The 20304-nt window shown below is 30.3% G+C and carries 9 protein-coding genes; all 9 read right to left on the reverse strand.

Annotated features, from left to right (window positions below):
* Positions 1 to 22: 22 nt before the first annotated feature.
* The 9 genes from ACJJVK_RS04130 to ACJJVK_RS04170 all read right to left on the reverse strand — a co-directional run bounded on the left by ACJJVK_RS04130 (position 23) and on the right by ACJJVK_RS04170 (position 20172).
* Positions 23 to 1921 carry a RagB/SusD family nutrient uptake outer membrane protein gene (locus tag ACJJVK_RS04130; protein ID WP_405563493.1) on the reverse strand — a complete coding sequence of 633 codons (1899 nt, stop codon included), beginning with the start codon at positions 1919 to 1921 and terminating at the stop codon, positions 23 to 25.
* A 14-nt stretch (positions 1922 to 1935) separates the two neighbouring features.
* The gene (locus tag ACJJVK_RS04135) at positions 1936 to 5004 is read right to left on the reverse strand and encodes a SusC/RagA family TonB-linked outer membrane protein (RefSeq protein ID WP_405563496.1); all 3069 of its coding nucleotides are present in this window, start codon (positions 5002 to 5004) and stop codon (positions 1936 to 1938) included.
* A 305-nt stretch (positions 5005 to 5309) separates the two neighbouring features.
* A complete protein-coding gene (locus ACJJVK_RS04140; RefSeq protein WP_405563498.1) occupies positions 5310 to 6434 on the reverse strand; it encodes an alpha-L-fucosidase in 1125 nt (374 codons plus the stop codon).
* Positions 6435 to 6462: 28 nt separating this feature from the next.
* On the reverse strand, positions 6463 to 7977 hold the full coding sequence (locus ACJJVK_RS04145; protein WP_405563500.1) for a sulfatase-like hydrolase/transferase: 1515 nt from the start codon (positions 7975 to 7977) through the stop codon (positions 6463 to 6465).
* Between the two features lie 16 nt (positions 7978 to 7993).
* Positions 7994 to 9499: a sialate O-acetylesterase gene (locus tag ACJJVK_RS04150; protein ID WP_405563502.1), complete on the reverse strand. Its 1506-nt coding sequence runs from the start codon at positions 9497 to 9499 to the stop codon at positions 7994 to 7996.
* A gap of 201 nt (positions 9500 to 9700) precedes the next feature.
* Complete coding sequence (locus tag ACJJVK_RS04155) at positions 9701 to 12760, reverse strand: glycoside hydrolase family 2 TIM barrel-domain containing protein (RefSeq protein ID WP_405563505.1); 3060 nt, start codon at positions 12758 to 12760, stop codon at positions 9701 to 9703.
* Positions 12761 to 12847: 87 nt separating this feature from the next.
* On the reverse strand, positions 12848 to 16000 hold the full coding sequence (locus tag ACJJVK_RS04160; protein WP_405563506.1) for a glycoside hydrolase family 2 TIM barrel-domain containing protein: 3153 nt from the start codon (positions 15998 to 16000) through the stop codon (positions 12848 to 12850).
* 34 nt (positions 16001 to 16034) lie between these two features.
* A complete protein-coding gene (locus tag ACJJVK_RS04165) occupies positions 16035 to 18590 on the reverse strand; it encodes a fibronectin type III domain-containing protein (protein WP_405563508.1) in 2556 nt (851 codons plus the stop codon).
* Between the two features lie 130 nt (positions 18591 to 18720).
* Entirely contained in the window at positions 18721 to 20172 is a 1452-nt protein-coding gene (locus ACJJVK_RS04170) for an arylsulfatase (RefSeq protein WP_405563511.1), read from the reverse strand.
* Positions 20173 to 20304: the final 132 nt, after the last annotated feature.

Below are 20304 nucleotides of genomic sequence, written 5' to 3' on the forward strand. Positions count from 1 at the left end.
TTTTCTTAAGAAAAAGATAATTTTACCATCCAGGAGTTTGCCCAAATGATGGTACTGCTTCTAATTCTGAATTTGGTATTGGCCACCAATAATTTTTTTCGTTAAAAGTTTTCTTTAAGTTATCTTGCTCAACATTCTCATAACTAAATCCTGAAGGATAAGTAGCTGATACTCCTTGCCAACGCATTTCTAAATATTCTACTTTTAAGTTTTCTTCTAAATGCGCTACTTTCCATCTTCTTAAATCATCGTATCTATGTCCTTCAAAACAAAGTTCAATTGCGCGCTCATTTCTAATTCTTTCTCTTAGTAATTCTTTAGACCCACTATATCTTGAGTCTATATTTGGCATACCTACTCTATTTCTAATCTTATTTACAGCTTCAAGTGCAGTTAAACTTGCTCCAGGAGCTCTTCCATTTGGTCCATAAGCCTCATTAGCAGCCTCTGCATAATTCAAATAAACTTCTGCCATTCTAAACACAATATTATTAACATAAAAATCTAACGAAGCTGTAGAACGATACCAATAACCATTAGGAACCCATTTTCTAATACGATAACCTGTTAAATTTTTAACTTTCCAAAGAGCAAGAGATGAACTGCTTAAATCTAAACCTCTATTACCTTGTTCGTTTACCACTGCTAAATCAATAATTCCTGTTGCATTAATAGGACCACTTTGTACATGTGTCCATGGAACACCATCAAATAAAATAGCATTGTAAAACCTTGGATCTCTATTGATAAAAGGTTCTTGTGGATTGTAACTAGGATCTTCGTCTATTGGTAATCCATTTTTAGTTTCAAATTTATCTACAAAATTTGCCAAAGCACCAATACCTGCAGGTTGTCCATTTCCTTTTAAAATATCAAAACCAGTTGTTAATGCCAATCTAGGGATAGGAATCGTACGGCTTCCTGTAAGAACCGTATTTAGATTTGCTTCCATATGTATAACTTCACTTGGAATAGCTTTACTAGCTCCTGGACCTACAAACAAACTTCTATAAGGTTGTAGTTTTTCTGGTTCTGAAACAAATAGGTCTGCTCCATCATGATCTACTTCTAAATTAGCAGCTGCACTAGCATCTGCCAAAGTATACAGGCCATTACTATTGGCAAATTCTATTAAATCTGAAGCTGCTATTGCTGCATCGTTCCAAGATTCAGAACTACTACTTGTATTAACTAATGGGCTTGCTGCAAATAAAGTTAATCTAGATTTTAAGGCCATAGCAGTTCCTTTTGTTACTCTACCAAGATTTGCTCCTTCCCATTCTTTTGGTAATAATTCTATTGCAAAATTTAAATCTTCTAACATATCTGCATAATTACTTTCGTAACTTTCTCTTTCTGCTGTAATAGTTTCGTTTACTTCTATAGTGTTTTTTAAATAAAGTAAACCTCCATGTCTCTTTGTTAAAATATGATAGTAAAAAGCTCTTAAAAAATAGGCTTGACCTTTTAAGCCATCAATTTCCTCTTGATTACTATTTTGTATAAAATCTGCATTTTCTAGAAAAGTACTCGTTATTCTTATTCCTCTCCAACTAGTCTTATATCTTCTTGCAAAAACAGGAGTAGCTTGAGCATCTAAGCCTTTATTCATTAAACTTGAATAATCTCCTTGAGCATACAAGCCATAATTTTCTGGATGCTGCTGATTAATTCTTCCTGGATAACCTTCTCCTCCCATAGTCATAGCAGGCAACCTATCTGTAAAATTACCTATTTGATTACTCACTTCTGTAGTTAGGTACCCATAAGCACCATCTAAAAAATTTGTAGCCAAACGTACGTCTGTAAACACAGCTTCTTGGTCTAATCCATCAGCTCCTTCTACTTTATCTAAATAATCCTCACAACTAATAAAAAAAACTGCCGTTAATAGTATTATTATATATTTATTTTTTTTCATGATTATTAATTTTTTTATAAACTCACATTAAGTCCTAGATTAAACCTTGATAAAACTGGGTACGACCCTGGATTATTACCTTCTGGATCACCATAATCTATGTTAGATATCGTGAAAATATTATTACCACTCACATAAACATTTAACTTACTAATATTCTTAACGTTACTTACATCAAAATTATAACCTAATTGTAAACTTCTTAGTTTGATGTAATCTAAATTAACAATACGAGCTGTAGAGTTGGTTAAGTTGTTAGTATTTAGAACATGAACAGCTGGGTAAGCTGCATCTGTATTTGTTGGTGTCCAATAATCTAACTGACTATATCGTCCTGTAGGGTTACCTCCAGGCAATGCATATGCTATATTTGTATTAACTAGTCCTTTATGCCCAGAAATTCCATTTAACAATGCACTTAAATTCCAAGATTTATAATTAAAATTGAAATTTAAACTAAAACTATGTTCAGGAGAAGCTGGTAAATCGTATTTAACAAAATCATCGGTATCACTTGCTACTACACTTCCATCTGCATTATAATCTACATATCTATAGTCTCCTAAACCTGGACCACCTGCAAAATCTGGGTAATTTACTACTTCATCTATGTTTTGAAAATATCCATCATCTTGTAACAAAGCAGTAGTTCCTGCTGGTTTTCCTGATAATTGGCTATATTCTGGAGTTCCAGCTCCATCAGCAACACTTTTTAAGATTCTATTTTCATTAAATCCATAAAAACCTGTAACAGAATATTTAAAATCTCCTTTTATATTCCCTTTATATGTTAAGGCAACTTCATATCCTTGTCTTTTTGAAGCTCCATAGTTTTCAAAAGCTAGGGTTGCTGTAGAACCATAAAACAAAGGAACAATTGCACTACTAGGTACGCCTATTAACCCATCTCTTTTTTCATTAAAGAAGTCTACAGTACCTGATAATTTATTATTAAAGAGTCCAAAATCAACACCTAAATTTTGTTTAGATACTGTTGCCCAAGTTAATTCTGGGTTTCCTATTTGTGTTTCTCCAATAATTGTAAGTAATGGATTTATATCTTCTCCAAAGAAATAACGACTTCTTAATGTTGTACTAGTTATATTTTCATAATAACTTAAATACTCCCATCTACTACCTCCTAAGCCTGCTTTAGAACCAGTTTCTCCATAAGAATATCTGATTTTAAAGTTATTAAGTGCAGGAATATTCTTTTTAACAAAATCTTCTTTCGCTAAGTTAATCCCAGCTTCAATAGATTTAAAAAACTTAAAACGATACCCTTCTGCAAAAGTTTCATCTCCATTGTAAGTTCCACTAACCTGAAAAAAGTATTTTGAGGCATAGTTATAAGTAAACCTACTTACCCAATCTTCGTTATAATAAGGAAATGTAGTATTAATAATTCTTTCGTTTCTACTAAAGAGCCCCATACCTGTTACATTGTGCTTACCAAAAGATCTTTTGTAATTAAGTTGTGCTCTGTAATAGCTTATTTGTTGGCTGTAACTTATTGACTCATTACCTTCTGTATATGTTCTACGTTCATAGTTTCTACCTTCTGTGGAAATCCAAGTACCATCATTATTTAAATAATAACGATCTAATCTTGGCCCATCATATATATATTTTCTTACAGTATTATAATTACTTACATAATTGTATTTTCCTGTAAAAGAGAGTCCTTTAGTAATAAAATCTAAATCTTGTTCTAATTCAAAATCCATAGAAAAAACTGTCTTTGTATTTTGCTGAGAACCAGTATAATTAGCATTTAAATCTGCATACATATTATAATCATCACTACCAGCTCCTGTTCCTAGCCTCCATTCAGATATCCCTGGATACAAAGGGTCTGCAAATAACTCCATTACTTCTGCTGGATAAATAGGTGTAGTTAGTGGAGAAGCACGATATAAGTTTAAGAAACTAATACTACCACTACCTGGTTGATTTGTGTTTTCAAAACGAGTACTAACGCTTGTTTTTAAACGAGTAGTTTTACTTAATGTAAAATCTAAATTTCCTCTAAAAGAATATCTCTTAAAATCAAATGCTGGGTCAAAATTAAAAAGTTTTTCTGTTTTGGTAATATCACCTTCCTGCAAATATCCTACAGAAGCATAGTATTTTACCAAATCTGTTCCTCCTCGCATACTAAGGGTTTGATTTAAACTAGTAGCATAATCTTTAAGCACTACATCTTGCCAATTAGTATCTGGATAAAGATATGGAGAACCTCCATTTTGCCAATTTATCAAATCTTCTGGATCTGTATACCCAGACGTATAAGCTTGGTCATTTAAAACAGCATCATTCAATGCGCTTAATCCTGAATAAGCATTTAACATATTTGGCCTATTATTTAATGTTTTTACAGCAAATTGACTAGAAGAACTAAACTTAGGTGGTCCTATTTTACCACGTTTTGTTGTAAAAATTATAACCCCATTTGCTCCTCTAACTCCATATACCGCAGTTGCTGCCCCATCTTTTAGAACACTTACATTCTCAATATCTCTTGGATCTATATTGGCAATACCACCAACAATTTCAACACCATCAACAAGTATTAACGGATTTGCATTTCCACGAATATATATCTCACCTTCATCAAATCCTGGTTTTCCAGAAGATTGCACTATGTTAAGACCAGGTGTTATACCACTTAAAGAATTTACTACATTAGGAGAACCTGCTTTTACAAGATCTTCTCCTTTTATTTGGCTAATTGCACTTAAAACACTTTCTTTTTTTTGTTTTCCATAACCAACAATCACAATTTCATCAAGATTTTCTGCATCTTCTTCCATTGTAATATTGATACTCGTTTTTCCATTTATTTTTATCTCTTGAGTCTTAAACCCTAAATAAGAAAAAATTAAAGTAGAATTTGGAGCTACTTCTATTTGATAAACACCATCAAAATCTGTAATTGTTCCATTTTTTGTTCCTTTTTCAATAATACTTACACCAAGTAATGGGATTCCTCCAGAATCTTTTACAACACCTTTAATTATTTCTTGAGAAAAAGACCCCCAAGAAATGGATAATAATAGTAATAATAAGTTGAGTTTTTTCATAAATTTAAATTTTCTGAATTAATAGAATCTTGAAATTTTACAGTCATAATAATTAAAAGTTTAAATTAAGTTTTTTGATTAATTATTTCATTAGAAGACTTTTCTTCCTATCTAAATATCTATATTAAATTGATAGATATGTGTGCAATATTAACACTATATTAAGAATGAAATTTCTCAGAATAGGGTTAAAAATGTTGCTTTTAAACAATACACCCCACTATAAATAAGCCTTTTAGACAATACTTCTAATTATTTTATGAGAATATGACTAACTTTATCATATATTTTATATTGAAAGAATTTTAAGAGTTCAAAATACCTTCCCAACCTCTGTTTTTAATTTCTTTACCAACTTCTCTTAAAACTTTTACATCTTCTGGATGCATTTCTCCTGAAGGTAAAGGCCCTGTATTTAATAATAAATTTGCTGGGTAACTTGCTGCTTTTTTTAACATAGTTATTACCTCTTCTTTATTTTTGTGTTTTCCGTCTTGAGTTTTTGTGTATCCCCAACCTTTACGTTGTAAATGGTCACAAATTTCTAAAGGTGTTTCTGTACTACCTTTTTTAAATTTACGTTCTGGTGCTAAAAAATCTTCTGTACCAATCATTCCTTGTTTATAAGAAACCAATGTTTGTGGTTGTTTAGAGTGAATTAAATCGTACAATTCTTGAAGTTTAAATTTATTTCTGTCTCCAGAAGCTGGTGTAGAAAAACCATCTAACCAAATACCTGCTATTTGAGAATAATTAGTTAATAATTCATCTACTTGATTGGTCATAAACTCTAAATACTTTTCTAAATGATGTTCATCACCATACTTATAGAAAGGTTCTTTAGTTTTGTATTTAGGTCTTGCTGCCCCTCCCCATTTATCATTATTTGGGGCATGCGGATGTTGCCAATCTCTACCATGAGAATAATACAAGAAAAAAGCTAATCCTTTTTTATTACACTGCTCAGAAAGTTCGGCTACTAAATCTCTTTTTGCCGGAGAATTTGTGCTTTTAAAATCGCTATATTTTGTATCCCACAAACAAAAACTATCATGATGACGCGTAGTTAAGTTGATGTATTTCATACCTGCTTCTAATGCTAAATCTGTTATAAAATCTGCATCAAACTTTTCTGCAGTAAATTTGTCTTTTAGTTTAGCATATTCTGCTACATGAATTTTTTCGTTATACATTACCCACTCATGTCTTCCTAAAATAGAATACAATCCATAGTGAATAAACATTCCATATTTAGCATCTTTAAACCAATCTATAGATGCTTTACGAGGATCATTTGAAAAAGTACTCTTATAATCATTTAAATAATTAGGCACATTACTGGTACTCATTATGCTTTTGCAATTTGTCATTAAAAGAGCTCCTGCTGTTCCTAGTGCAGAAAGTTGTATAAATTTTCTTCTATCTATCATAAGAAAAGTGATTGTTTTATTAATTAGTTTAGTGTTTCGTTTTTTTTATTTTTGATAAATCTACCCCTTTAAAATATTTATCTAAAGTGTATTTAGGTTGTTTATCATCTGGTCTTTGCTTTAGTTTTTTATAATCGTACTCCATTGGAAGAATCTTTTTTGGAGACATGTTTGCAGTATCATCTGAACTTTGATACCAATTTGCCATTAAATTTGACAATTCTTCTACTTTTGTTTTATTCTCTATATTTTCTGCTAGATTATTTAACTCTAAAGGATCTTTTTCTAAATTAAATAGTTGTTGATAATTTTGATTTGGGTATGTAATTAATTTCCAATCTTCTGTTCTTACGGCTCTTACCGTATTTCTATATGCAGTATATAAAGACTTACGTGTTTCTATATTTTTCCCTTTTAGTAAAGGCTCTAAATTTTCTCCATCAATATTTATTGGTAGTGGTAATTGACATAAATCTGCTAATGTTGGAAAAAGATCGTATAAATAAACCAAAGCGTTCTTTTTTTGATTTTTGTCAATACCTGGACCACTAATTATTAAAGGCACTTTTACACTATGCTCGTATAAATTTTGTTTTCCTAATAGACCATGGCTTCCTATTGCCAAACCATTATCTGAAGCAAAAACAATAATGGTATTATCGTATAAATTTTGAGCTTTTAAAGTTTTAATTATATCTCCAATTCTATCATCCATATGACTAATTAATGCATAATAATCTGCTAAAGATTGACTTATTAGTTTTGGTGTTCTTGGCCAAGGGCCAAGTGTTTCGTCTCTAATATTCATATTATCAAACTTAAAAGGATGCCAACCTTTAAAATTACCTGGAATAGGAATTGCATCTTCTTTATACATGCCTATATAATCTTCTCTTGGCGATCTTGGGTCATGAGGTGCATTAAATGCAACATAACAAAAAAATGGTTTTTCTGTTTTTCCTTTTGCATAATTATTTAAATATTCTAGAGTTGCATCTGCAATTAAATCTGTAGAAAAACCTTTTTTAACTGGTTTTGTTAAGCTACCATCAGAAGTTAAATCTCTAACTGGAGCATTGTAATGATCTGCCATCCCCATTGTCATAATATTTTTGCCCTTATCAAAACTTCTAACAAAGCTAGAAGGTTCGTTATGCCATTTACCTGTACCAAAAGACTCGTAACCAAACTCGCCAAAATACTCTGGCATTGTTTTTACGCCTTTTAATTTATCATACACATGAAAAAGACTTTTTCCACTCATTAACATTGCTCTACTTGCTGCACAAACTGCCCCATGGTTTCCACCCATTACATAAGCGTTTTCAAAACGCGTTCCTCCTTCTCCAAGTTTATCTATATTTGGTGTACTTATATATGGATTTCCACTTGCCCCTAAAGCATCTGCTCTTTGGTCATCAGTAAAAATGAATAAAATATTAGGTTTTTTTTTATCCTCTTTCTTTTTATCTTGATTTGTAGCACAACTACTTAAACTAAGTATACTGATAAGAGTTAACGTTCTAATTATTATGTTTTTCATGTTTTTTTTTGATGATTTAATTTTGAAATGTATCTGTTCTAAAAGGTCTTGCTGGTAAACCTATTTTATTAACCAAGTTAACATCTGGTTTTGCAGAAAATGCATAACGCACATGTAATGGTTTTTCTACACCTTCTCCTTTTATGATTACTTTTTTACCTTTAATAACTGCTGTTGCTTTATGCCATTTTTTATTTTTATCAGAAATCCAAAAGCCTCTAGGAGCTTTTGTATCATTAGTTGTTAAGCCTTTTGCATCAAAAAACTTTATAATAATTTTATTCTTTCTTATTTTATAATTTTTGAAAATAGGTCCATTAAACAAACCATTTTTATTAAAAGTTACTTTTTCTGCTAAAAGAGCAACTCTTTTACCTACAGGCAACTTATCACTTGGATGAATATTAAAAGCTTTCCCTAAATCTATTGTTGTAACTACAGATACATTTTTTATTTTATCTAATTCAAATTGAGATGCTCTCATCCAAGCCCAAGATTTTTCTGTTGGGTTTTCTGCATCAAAACGTGGTTTTTTGTTTGTTTTACCAATATAACCAGGTAATGCTACTACAATAATTTCTAAAGGAGATTGTTGCCATTGATTTCTTAGATAATCTGCCCAAAAAGTAAATGTTTCTTTATATTGAAGCATTGTTTCTTTTGTTTTTGTGTTTGACTCTCCCTGATACCAAACAAGACCTCTAGAGGTGTATGGTATAATAGGGTTCATCATAGCATTGTAAAGAATATTTGGTTGCCTTCTTAAAAAAATATCATCTTCCCTTTTTCTTTTCCCTTTGGTGTTTAATATTGATTTTATTTGTTGATTTTTTTCTTGGTCTGCATCAAAAGTTTCCATTATTTCATTGAAGTGAGGTAATTGTTTTGTTGCCTCTCTTGGCAACCAACCTTCTATAGAAGAACTACCCCAAGCTGTTAGAATAACACCAACAGGAACGCCTATGTTTTTTTGTAAGAAATATGAAAAAGAAAAAGCAACAGCACTAGAAGGATTTTTTAAAGCCCAAACTCCGTTTTGAATATTATTTTGTTTTTGAAATGCTACAGTTTGAGGCATTTCAAAAGTTCTAATATTTTTTGATAGTGCATCTAATTTGTGAATTTCTTTAATTTTTTTATGAGGCCATACCATATTAGATTGCCCAGCGCAAATCCAAACTTCACCAATCATTACATCTTTAAAGATTATAGATTCGTCTTCTGAAGTTACACTAAATTTAAACGGACCTCCTGCTTTAAATTTTGGTAAAATAGCTTTCCAATTTCCTTTAGCATCAGAAACAACTGTAATCATTTTATTATTTAAAGCTACATTTACTTGTTTACTTGGTAAAGATTTACCCCAGATATTAATTGGCATATTCCTTTGCAAAACCATATGCTCTTGAAAAAGAGACCCTAATTTTAAATCATTAGAAAACAATGAAAGTGAAGAAAATAATACCGTAAATAAAAATAATCGATTTGTAAAATCTTTTACAGACTTCTTTTGTAACGTCATTTTTTGTTTGATTGAATGATTAATCTTTTGGTACCCATACAAAAGTATAAATAACAAGGAAATATAGAATCGATACAAATATCAACTATGGGTAACAAATGTTGCAAGCATAAAAAAATCGTCTAATAATAAATGATTTAGACGATTTTTGAAATTATTTTATCTAAAATGAACACATTTTAGACAAAGAAATCTTTTAACTTAATTAACAAGAATTTCATCAATTAAAACTACCCTATCTTCTAAAGATTCTATTTTAATAGTATTAGCTCCACGATCTATCATAATTGGAATTTTTACTTTTTTCCAATTATTTGCTACATTTTTAGTATTTGATAGAAGTTGCTTATTATTAATCACTTTTCCGTTTACTGTTACTTTAACAAAAGCACCAATCTTATTTTTGTTGTTTGTACTATAACGAATAATTAAATCTGCATTTCTTGCACCTCCGTCATTTTCTTGATACCAAGAAATTGACGCTTCTTTTTTATCAAAACGTACAAAACCTTTACCGTTAAAGTTTTTTCCTTTAGATGAAATAGAAGCATTTTTTAGTGTTGCTTCTTCTGCTTGTTCTCCAATATTAGCATTATTTACAATAGTCTCATTCCAAGTAAAGCCTTCATTTTTTCCGAATTTTTCTTCTAAAATTTGAATAGTTTTTCCATCAACAACTATTAAAGCTTTTACTGTAGTTTCTAAATCAACAGTAAAACTTCCTTTATATTTAGTTGATTTTATTGTTGGTATATCACCGTTTGTAGTATAATAAACTTCAATTTTTGGATTGATTATATTTCCTCTTAAATTGATAATCTTAGTATCTATACTAACTTTATTAGATGTGATTAATTTTTTTTCTCCTAAAATAGAACTAGCTAATAAATTAACAGCTCCTTTATTACTTGTTGCTGCAATATAAGCACGTGTTAATCCGTAAAAAGCGATTCTATTATTTGGTCCAACATGTTGTTCTACATCTACTGGACTTCCATTATCTAAAGCTTTTATTTTACCTGCTCCAAAAACATTAAAATAAGTTCTATTTTCTCCATAAGGATAAAATTCACCTTTATCATCTGTAGTGGTTACGCGTACTTGCACTATGTCATCTTCAATATCACCTAAAGCAGCTCCATCAACAGATAATTTAATTTTTGATGGTTGATTAGCTGTTCTTATAATTTCTTCAGAAACTACTTTTCCTTCTTTATAACCTACCGCTTTTAAAGTTCCTGGTTGCCATTTTACCAGCCATTGACATTGCATTTTATCCCATGCTTGCCCTGGTTTTTGCCTACCCAAAGAAACGTTATTAAAAAACAATTCTACCTCATCTGTGTTTGAATAAACCCAAACCGGAATTTCTGTATCTAAAGCCACTTTTGGATGCGTCCAATGTGGTAAAATATGTACCATTGGCTTTTCTGTCCATTGACTTTGATATAAATAAAATAGGTCTTTTTCAAAGTTTGCTAAATCAATTGCACCTCCCATAAATGCTTTAAAAGGCCAACCACCATGAACGTAACCAGCTTCTCCTATATAATCATAACCTGTCCATCTAAAAGAACCTGCATAAGCAGGAATATCTCTTAATTGTGCAATATTTAATCTTGATGAAACTCTTACAGTAGCATTATCGTAACTAGAATTAAAAACTTGTTTTCTATTTGTTTTATTTTCTAAAGCTGTCCAATCATGAGTAAAAACTTCTTTTTCTGTTAAATCTTCAATAGAATAAACATTTTTTTTCAATCCATCTCTATACCAAGTTTTAGTTCTGTAATAACCTCTAACTTGCCAAGTATGTGTGTTTTCTGTACCTATAAAAACCTTTCCTTTTTGGTGTTCTGATAGGTTTTCCATATATCCATTTCTTTCACTACCTCCATTTACTCCCAAAACATTCATATATTCCGAACTTGAGTGACCAGAAGTTACAGGACGTGTAGGATCTAAAAGATTACATGTTGCTACCAAATCTTTTGCAATTGCTCCTTTAGTTTCGTTACCAACACTATAAATTACAATTGATGGATGATTTCTATCTCGTTTAATCCAATCTGTTAAATCTTGTTTCCACCATTTATTAAAATGATGCGCTCCATAATCATTTTTTGCTTTTCTCTTCCAACCATCAAAAATTTCATCCATCACCAACATTCCTAATTCATCACAAATGTCATAAAACTCTGGTGTTTGTGGGTTGTGTGCAGTTCTTATTGCATTTACACCCATATCTTTTAATTGTTGAACTCTAAACTTTAAAATTTTGTACGGAACTGCTGCCCCTAGAGCACCAGCATCTTGATGATTACAAACTCCTTGTAGTTTTACATTTTTACCATTAATCCACATTCCAGATTCTGCAATCCATTCAATATCTCTAACACCAAATTTGGTCTTTACAACATCAACAACTTTACTACCTATAAAAACCTCGGATTTTAAAGTGTATAAATAAGGATTTTCTATAGACCATAATTCTGGGTTTTTAATCTCTAAATCTAAAGTTACTAATCCTTCTTTTTCTAATTTTATTTTGTCCTTATTACAAGCAACTACAACTCCATTTTCATCAATAATAGAAGTAATTAATTTTACTTTTTTACGATTTTCTTCTTTTGTAAACAACTCAGCTTCTACAAAGACTTTATTCCCTTTGGTTTTGATAAAAATTCCATCTCTTTTAACATGTGTATTATTTTTAATATCAATCCAAGTATGAGCATAAATTCCACTACCAGTATACCAACGTGCAGAAGGCTGTTTATCATTATCAACACGAACTGCAAAGGTGATTGTTTTTGATGTTTTAGCAATTTTACTAACATCATAAGCAAAAGAAATCCAACCATAAGGTCTTGTTCCTAATTTTTGCCCATTTGCCCAAACTGTGCTATTCATAAAAACACCATCAAAAGCTATTTCTATGTGTTTTCCTTTCCAGTTTTCTGGTACTGTAATCGTTTTTCTGTACCAACCAAAACCTGCTGGCAAATAACCGGCTCCAGCTCCCATTGGATTCTTTTTATTATACTTACCTTCTATACTCCAATCGTGTGGTAAATTTAAAGTTCTCCAAGAAGTATCATCAAAAAAAACTTTTTCTGCACCAATAATATCTTGTTGAATAAATTTCCAGTTTGCATCAAAACTAATTCGTTTTATATCATTTTTAGGATTTTCATTATTTGAAAAACCCGAAAAGATAATATTAAATACAAAAAGAAGTATTAAGTTTTTAACACGCATATGATTTTAACTTTTAATGTGAATAAGAACAATTCAATAATAAAAAAATAGCGCTTACTTTTAATAAAAATAAACGCTAAATATAAATTACTTTCCGCTATTTAAAGGTTCTATTGTATAACTATAATTTAGTTTTTTCGCTTTAATTTGATATTCTTTATGAGGCATTTTACCCCAACTATTATCTCCACCAACACCCATTTGTCCGTAATCGATATTAATATTTACCAAATCACGTTTTTTAATATCTGTTGTATGACGTTGTTGTTTTTTTGCACCAGCATCAAAATCATCATTATATTGATGATGTGCACTAAAAGAGATTAAATCTGAAGCTGTTATTTTTATTCCGTTTCCTGTATTATTTGTAAATGTTACCCAACGTGTATCTGTTTTATATCCATTTTCTTGCGGACGAATATACTCGAAATACAAATCTTCTACAGGAGCTTTATACAAACCAACTAATGCAGCACTTTTACGATCTTGGTAATTTTCAAAAGGTCCTCTACCAAACCATTCTACATTGTTGTAATCATTTTTAACTACAAAATTATTTCCGAATCTTGGTAAAACAGGTGTTTTATCTTTAATATCAGAAACACTTGTATTTACTAAAATCTTTCCTTTTGCATCAATTGTATAATCAATTACCAAAGTTCCTTCTACACCACTTAAATGATAAATTGTACTAACTAAAGCTGTGTTTGCATCAATATTTTTACTTTCTATTGATTTTAACTCTTGGTTGTTTGTTGCTTTTTTCCAAACATTTAATTTCTTAGACATTTTGTAACCAAAGTCATTATCTGTTGTTGGTCTCCAAAAATTAGCCGTAATTCCGTCTAATAAAATATTTCCATTTCCGTAATCTAACGAAGTTAATTCTCCGTTTTCTTTACTAAAAGATAAATTAAATCCATTTCCTGAAATATCTATAGTTGCATCTGTTACATCTGCTTTTAAAGAACCATCATTTTTAGAAAAAACAGTTTTAGTTTTAGGATTAGAAACTTCAAATTGTTCGTATGCAGCTATATGACCTGCAGCAACTAAATCTGTAGCTGTTTTAGTCTTTGCATACACATTTAAATGATATTCTGCCTTTGCGTCTGTTAATTTAGGCAGCTTAATATTTACTTTTTTAGATGTATAAGGCGCTACATTTAAAACTGGTAAAGTTCCGTTAGCAACTTCTTCTCCATTTTTAAGTAATGTCCAAGAAAAATCTAATGTATTTAAATTGATAAAATCATAAATATTTTTGATATCTATAGTTCCTGATTTAATATTTACTGCTTTAAATTTAACATACTGATATACTTTTTTAACCTCGTATAAAGCAGGATGTGCAGTTCTATCTGGGTTTACAATTCCGTTTAAACAAAAGTTATTATCATTTTGTAAATGACCAGCACCTAAATCTCCTCCATAAGCCCAAAAAGCTTCTCCTTCTTCGTTTTTAGTTAAGATTCCTTGATCTACCCAATCCCAAATAAAACCACCTTGCATGATATCGTACTTTTCGATAACGTCCCAATAATCTTGTAAATTGCCTACACTATTACCCATTGCATGCGCATATTCGCATTGAATTAAAGGACGATTAGGATTATTTTCTGCATATTTTATCATTCTTTCAATTGGCCAATACATTGGCGCTTGAATATCTGTATTTGCATATTGTGTTGCACCTTCATATTGTGTAGGTCTTGTTGCATCTTGCTCTTTTAACCATTTGTAAGTTGCAAAAAAGTTTTCCCCATTTCCTGCTTCATTACCTAAAGACCAAGTTACAATTGATGGATAATTTTTATCACGCTCAAACATTCTAATAGTTCTATCCATGTGCATTTCTTTCCATTGAGGTAAATATGCTGGATGCACTGCTTGGTCTTTTTTATTATTATTTAAACCTTGGTTTGTTGTTCCCATTCCGTGTGTTTCTATATTAACTTCATCAATTACATAAAAACCATATTTGTCTGCCAATCTATAAAAATGTGGATTTTTAGGGTAATGACTACAACGAATGGCATTTAAGTTGTTTTCTTTCATCACCTTTAAATCTAATAACGTTAATTCTTCTGAAATTACATGACCTTCGGTTTCACTATGATCGTGTAAATTTGCTCCTTTAATTAAAACTGGCATTCCATTTACTAAAAACTGATTGTTTTTAATAGCAATGTTTCTAAAACCAACTTTTATAGCAGTAGACTCTCCATTTACACTTAATAAAAGCGTATATAAATTTGGTGTTTCTGCATTCCACGTTTTTACATTATTAATAATCTTATCAAAACTAACTATGTTTCTACCAGCAGATAATTGTACTTTTTTTGAAGTAGCATAAACTTCTTTATCACCATCTAACAATTGTACTTTTACTTCTTTTTCTGTTGCTGTATTAGAATTATTATCAACCTTTACATCAACTTTAAAAACACCATCTTTATAATTGTTTTGTAAGTCTGATGTTACTCTAAAATCTCTTAAAGTTACTTTATCAGTAGCATATACATACACATCTCTCTCTATACCACTCAATCTCCAAAAATCTTGATCTTCCATATAACTAGCATCAGACCAACGTAATACTTGTACAGCTAAATTGTTTTTTCCTTTTTTAACAAAATCTGTTATTTTATATTCTGAAGCAGTTTTACTACCTTCATTATAACCCAACATTTTACCATTTAACCAAACGTACATTGCACCACTTACACCTTCAAAATGCAAATACATATCTTTTCCATCCCAATCTTCAGCAATTTCAAATTCTTTTTTATAACTCCCATTACTATTGATGTTATGAGGAATATAAGGCGGATTTGCAGGAAACATATACGTTCTGTTTGTATAAACAGGAATTCCATGTCCTTTTAATTCCCAATTAGATGGCACTTCTATGTTATCCCATTTAGAAATATCAAAATCTGCTTTATAAAAATCTGTAGGTCTTGCTTGTACACTATCTGCGTAATAAAATTTCCAAGTTCCGTTTAAAGACTGATACAAAGGAGAGTTTTTCCAACTATCATTGGCTAAAGCCGATTTTTCATCAGTATATTTATAAAAAGAAGCTGTTGGTTCTTCTCTATTGATTTGGAATATTTCTGGGTTTTCCCATTCTGGATTTTCCCATTTGTCTGCAACATAAACAGGTTTTATGTCTGCTTTATCACAAGAAGCAAAAGATGCCAATGAGATAATAATGATTAATAAAGCTTTTTTCATTTTAAAAAAATTTGTTGGTTTTATATATTTCTTTTTAATCTACAATTTGATTTACAACTGCGCTCTCTATCTGTCTTTTTCCTTTTAACACAAAGGCTTTTATAGAGTATTTAGACTTTTCTTTTAATTTTGACAAAGGGATTAATACTTTAAACTTTTTAGTTTTTCCGGTAATTTTTTTTCCAAATATTTTAACATGTTCTACATTTAAATAAGATACATTGTTAAGAATTACTCCGTAAGAATTTTTAGGATTTAAAGTGATTTTATGCAAATTCACTTCAACTAAATAACCGTCTTTTTGTTTTCTAACAATCTGAATATTAATTTCTGAGTTGCTTTCTAATGATATTGCAGTAGCTGTATTTGGATAAAAATTACTTTCACCAACTTCTGTTTCTGCTTTAACTGTATAATAATATTGTACTTTATCTTTTATTGAATTGTCAATAAAAAATGTGTCTTTTACCTTACTTGCTATTTTTGTAAACTCATGCAATTTTGTGCCTCTATAAACATTATAACTAGTATTGCTTAACACCATTTTTTGCGGAACCCATTTAACTGCTATGGAAGTCGCAGTTTTTTTAATTGCAGATACATTTCTAGGACTATATGGCACTCTATACGAAACTAAAACTGTTTCTTTTTTTGATGGTTTACTTTTACCCAAACCATTACAAGCTGTTACAGTAAAATTGTACTTTGTATTGTCTTTTAAATTTTCTATTCGATAGCCAAAAACATTATCCGCATCAACTTCAATATCTTTATTGTTTTCGTCTTTGTAGTTAATTATATAATTTTTTACATCTGAAACACTTTGCCAAAAAAGCGTAACTGTATGATCTCTTCTAGATACCTTAAAAATAGTTGGAGTTTCCGGCTTTTTATAAGTTGCAAAAACACTGTTAGATAATGCACTATTTTTATCACTATTTAAAGCTTCTATTTTAAAAAAGTACTTTTTATTTTGACTTAATTCTTTTACTAAAAAACTATTTTGACCAGAAACTTTAATTGTTTTTGATAAGTTTAAAGCATCTGTTCCGTAATAAATCTTATAAGAAGTTGCCTTTTCAATCTCTCCCCAGTTTAATAGAATTCCGTCTTTTTCAACAGAAGCATTATAAATAATTGGTTGCTCTAAAGTATAATTATTTGTTTTCCATTTAATCACTGATAAGCTAAAAGGTTTTACTGAAATCAATCCATTTTTAAACTCCGTTGTTGTAATATCTGGATTTCTAACTGCAATGGAGTTTGCTGAAATATAGGAAGCAAATAAATCACCTTTAAATATTTTATCATCAATTTTTAATTGAATTTCGTTAGACTCTTTACTCCTGTTACTAATCACCAAATAATTAAATCCGTTATTACCTTTATAAGATTGCGCAAACATTCCGTTTACTTTGGTTTTCTTTAAACCATCAACCAAAACCATATTTTCTATATCTGTTTTAAAAACAAATTCAGAATTATTTACAGCTCCGTTATAAATCTTATAAGCTTTACCTTCAATATCCCTTTTAATTCCTGTAGAAATGGTATCTGTATCGATTTCAATACTGTTTTTAAAAGCATCTTCTACTAACTTCCCTTGTCCTTTTGCTGGTAAATATTTATTGCTTACTTCATGTGCACCAACATATTGTGTGTTTTTATGTTCTAATTGACGCATTACATATTCTATATTATAAATACCAGAATAAATTCCGTTTAATGGTCTATTCCAAACACCAAACTCTGTAATTACCATTGGCACATCTTGCCAAGTGTAAGCTTCTATTTGAGTCATAGCTACTCTAGAAGTTGCTTCTAATAATTTAGTATTTGCTCGTTTATAAGCTTGTTCTCTTGTTTCTTTTTTGCCTGTATGTGGTGCGTAAGAATGTTTAGAAAACACATTCCAATAAGCACCTTTTTCTTCTTGATACTTATTAATTTCTTTCATAAAAGTCCAAACTCCATCCCAAGTATAGTTAAGAGTTAATTGTGCATCAGGAAAAATTTGTTGAATTGCTTCTGCATAAGGTTTCATTTTGGTTGCATAATCATAACCATCATTCCACCAATATCTATTTCTGTTTGGTACATAAAAATAAGGTTCATTACAAAATTGCCAAACCTCAACTTTTATATTATTGTTTTTACAAAATCTAGCCAACTCTAAAATCATTTCTGGTGATTCTGCAAAAGCATTTACTGTTACAATTAATTTACCATTTACTTCTCTAAGTAATTTGTATAAATCTATAATTCTGTGTGGTCCTTTTACTTTTAAGTATCTATGTCCTTTTAAAAATGGTTTTGGATGATCGAACTTAGAAATGTAATCTAAATCGTATTGACCAGTAGCACTGCTAAAAGCATCGCCCATTGTTCCTGAAAAATAACGTAACCAACCAGGTTTTAACTCTTTTACAGATTTTATAAAATCTGGATGCGTATAACTCCAAACCTTATCTGCAATACGAACGTTAAACCCACTTGTTCCTTTATTTATTTTATGCCCTTGTTTTGTATTTATATTGATAGTATTTAATTTCTGAGATGAAACCGTATCAATCTGAAGAAGACAGAGCAATAAAATAAAATATGTCTTTTTTAAAAATTTAAACAACATGGATTATTAACTTTTATATTTAAAAAGAATACTTATAATTAGTAAGTTTTAGGTTTCTAATTATAAGCATGCATTTCTATTCTTTTTTATTCTAAAATGATACTTGATTAAATTTAAATACATCAGAAGGTGTCCTTGCTTCATTAAATAATTGTTTCATTTCTTCAACTATTTGTGGATGCTCCTTAGCTATATTATTAGTTTCTCCAATATCTGTAGACAAATCAAATAACTGCATTGGTGCATTAGGCTTCCTTAACACATTATATTTTACAGCTTTCCAATTTCCTTTTCTTATGGCTTGTCTACCACCTCTTTCATGAAACTCCCAATACAAATAATCATGTTGTTTTTGTTCTTCTGGTTTGTCTAATAAAGTTGGTAAAAAAGAGATTCCATCTATATTATCAGGAGTTTCAACTCCTGCAACTTCAGAGAATGTTGGAAAAACATCCCAAAAGGCAGAAACTAAATCCGTTTTTGTGCCTGGTTTAATTTTACCTGGCCATTTTATTGTCATTGGCACCCTAATTCCACCTTCATATAAATCTCTTTTTACACCTCTTAATTTACCATTGCTATTAAAATATTTAGGATCTGCTCCACCTTCTGTATGAGGGCCATTATCAGAAGTAAAAACAATAATTGTATTATCTTCTAAACCAAGCTCTTTAACTTTATTCATAATTTCACCAACTTGATTATCCATCACCTCTATCATAGCAACAAAAGCTGCATGAGGCTCTTTTTGAGACTCATATTTACCTAATCTATATTGAGGCCCATCATCTGTTCCTTTAAATTCTTTTTCTGGCATATATTTACTCCTATACTTATCCATAATAGCTTCAGGAGCCACCAATTCTGCATGTGGAATTATAGTTGGTACATACAAAAAGAAAGTTGTGTCTTTATTTTTCTCTAAAAATTTAATAGCTTCTGACTGAATTAAATTTGGCGCATACTGATTTTTTTGATGATTTTTATTACCATTTAAAACAATAGAATCATTATTAGACCACAAATGGTCTGGGTAATAATTATGACCTAAACGTTGGCAATTGTAACCATAAAAAACATCAAAACCTTGTTTAGTAGGATCTCCTTCTGAACCAGGATAACCTAAACCCCATTTACCAAAAGCACCAGTTACATAACCACCTTTTTTTAATGCTTCTGCCATTGTATATGTATTTGCTGGAATTGGATGCTGACCCTCTGGATGGATTTCTTTATTTCCTCTAATTGGTGTGTGACCAGTATGCATACCTGTTAATAAAGCCGATCTTGAAGGTGCACAAACAGTATTACCTGAATAATGTTGTGTAAACATTAAACCTTGAGAAACTAGTTTATCTATGTTTGGTGTCTTAAAATTTTCTTGACCATAACTACTTAAATCTCCATAGCCAAGATCATCTGCCAAAATATAAATGATGTTTGGTTTCTTATTGGTTACTTGATCTTTTATTTTGTTATTACTACATGAAAATATGACAGAGACTATTATAGCTAAAGTGAAGATTCTAAAATTTCTTTTCATTTACTTACTATTTTTTACATTAATATACTAATTAGCAAAACGCTACAAGCTTGCTAAGCTCAAATGTATTATTAAAAGAAAAAATATAAATATAAAAAACACCCTACTAATGTTGCAGAATTAGCGAATTTG

It is taken from the genome of Polaribacter sp. Asnod6-C07 (assembly GCF_045063625.1).
Classification (GTDB): Bacteria; Bacteroidota; Bacteroidia; order Flavobacteriales; family Flavobacteriaceae; genus Polaribacter; species Polaribacter vadi_A.

What these genes read in the sequence shown, in the direction of transcription:
- ACJJVK_RS04155 (WP_405563505.1), bottom strand. Translation starts at nt 12,760, where the DNA reads ATGCGTGTTAAAAACTTAATACTTCTTTTTGTATTTAATATTATCTTT.
- ACJJVK_RS04170 (WP_405563511.1), bottom strand. Translation starts at nt 20,172, where the DNA reads ATGAAAAGAAATTTTAGAATCTTCACTTTAGCTATAATAGTCTCTGTC.
- ACJJVK_RS04145 (WP_405563500.1), bottom strand. Translation starts at nt 7,977, where the DNA reads ATGAAAAACATAATAATTAGAACGTTAACTCTTATCAGTATACTTAGT.
- ACJJVK_RS04130 (WP_405563493.1), bottom strand. Translation starts at nt 1,921, where the DNA reads ATGAAAAAAAATAAATATATAATAATACTATTAACGGCAGTTTTTTTT.
- ACJJVK_RS04140 (WP_405563498.1), bottom strand. Translation starts at nt 6,434, where the DNA reads ATGATAGATAGAAGAAAATTTATACAACTTTCTGCACTAGGAACAGCA.
- ACJJVK_RS04135 (WP_405563496.1), bottom strand. Translation starts at nt 5,004, where the DNA reads ATGAAAAAACTCAACTTATTATTACTATTATTATCCATTTCTTGGGGG.
- ACJJVK_RS04150 (WP_405563502.1), bottom strand. Translation starts at nt 9,499, where the DNA reads ATGACGTTACAAAAGAAGTCTGTAAAAGATTTTACAAATCGATTATTT.
- ACJJVK_RS04160 (WP_405563506.1), bottom strand. Translation starts at nt 16,000, where the DNA reads ATGAAAAAAGCTTTATTAATCATTATTATCTCATTGGCATCTTTTGCT.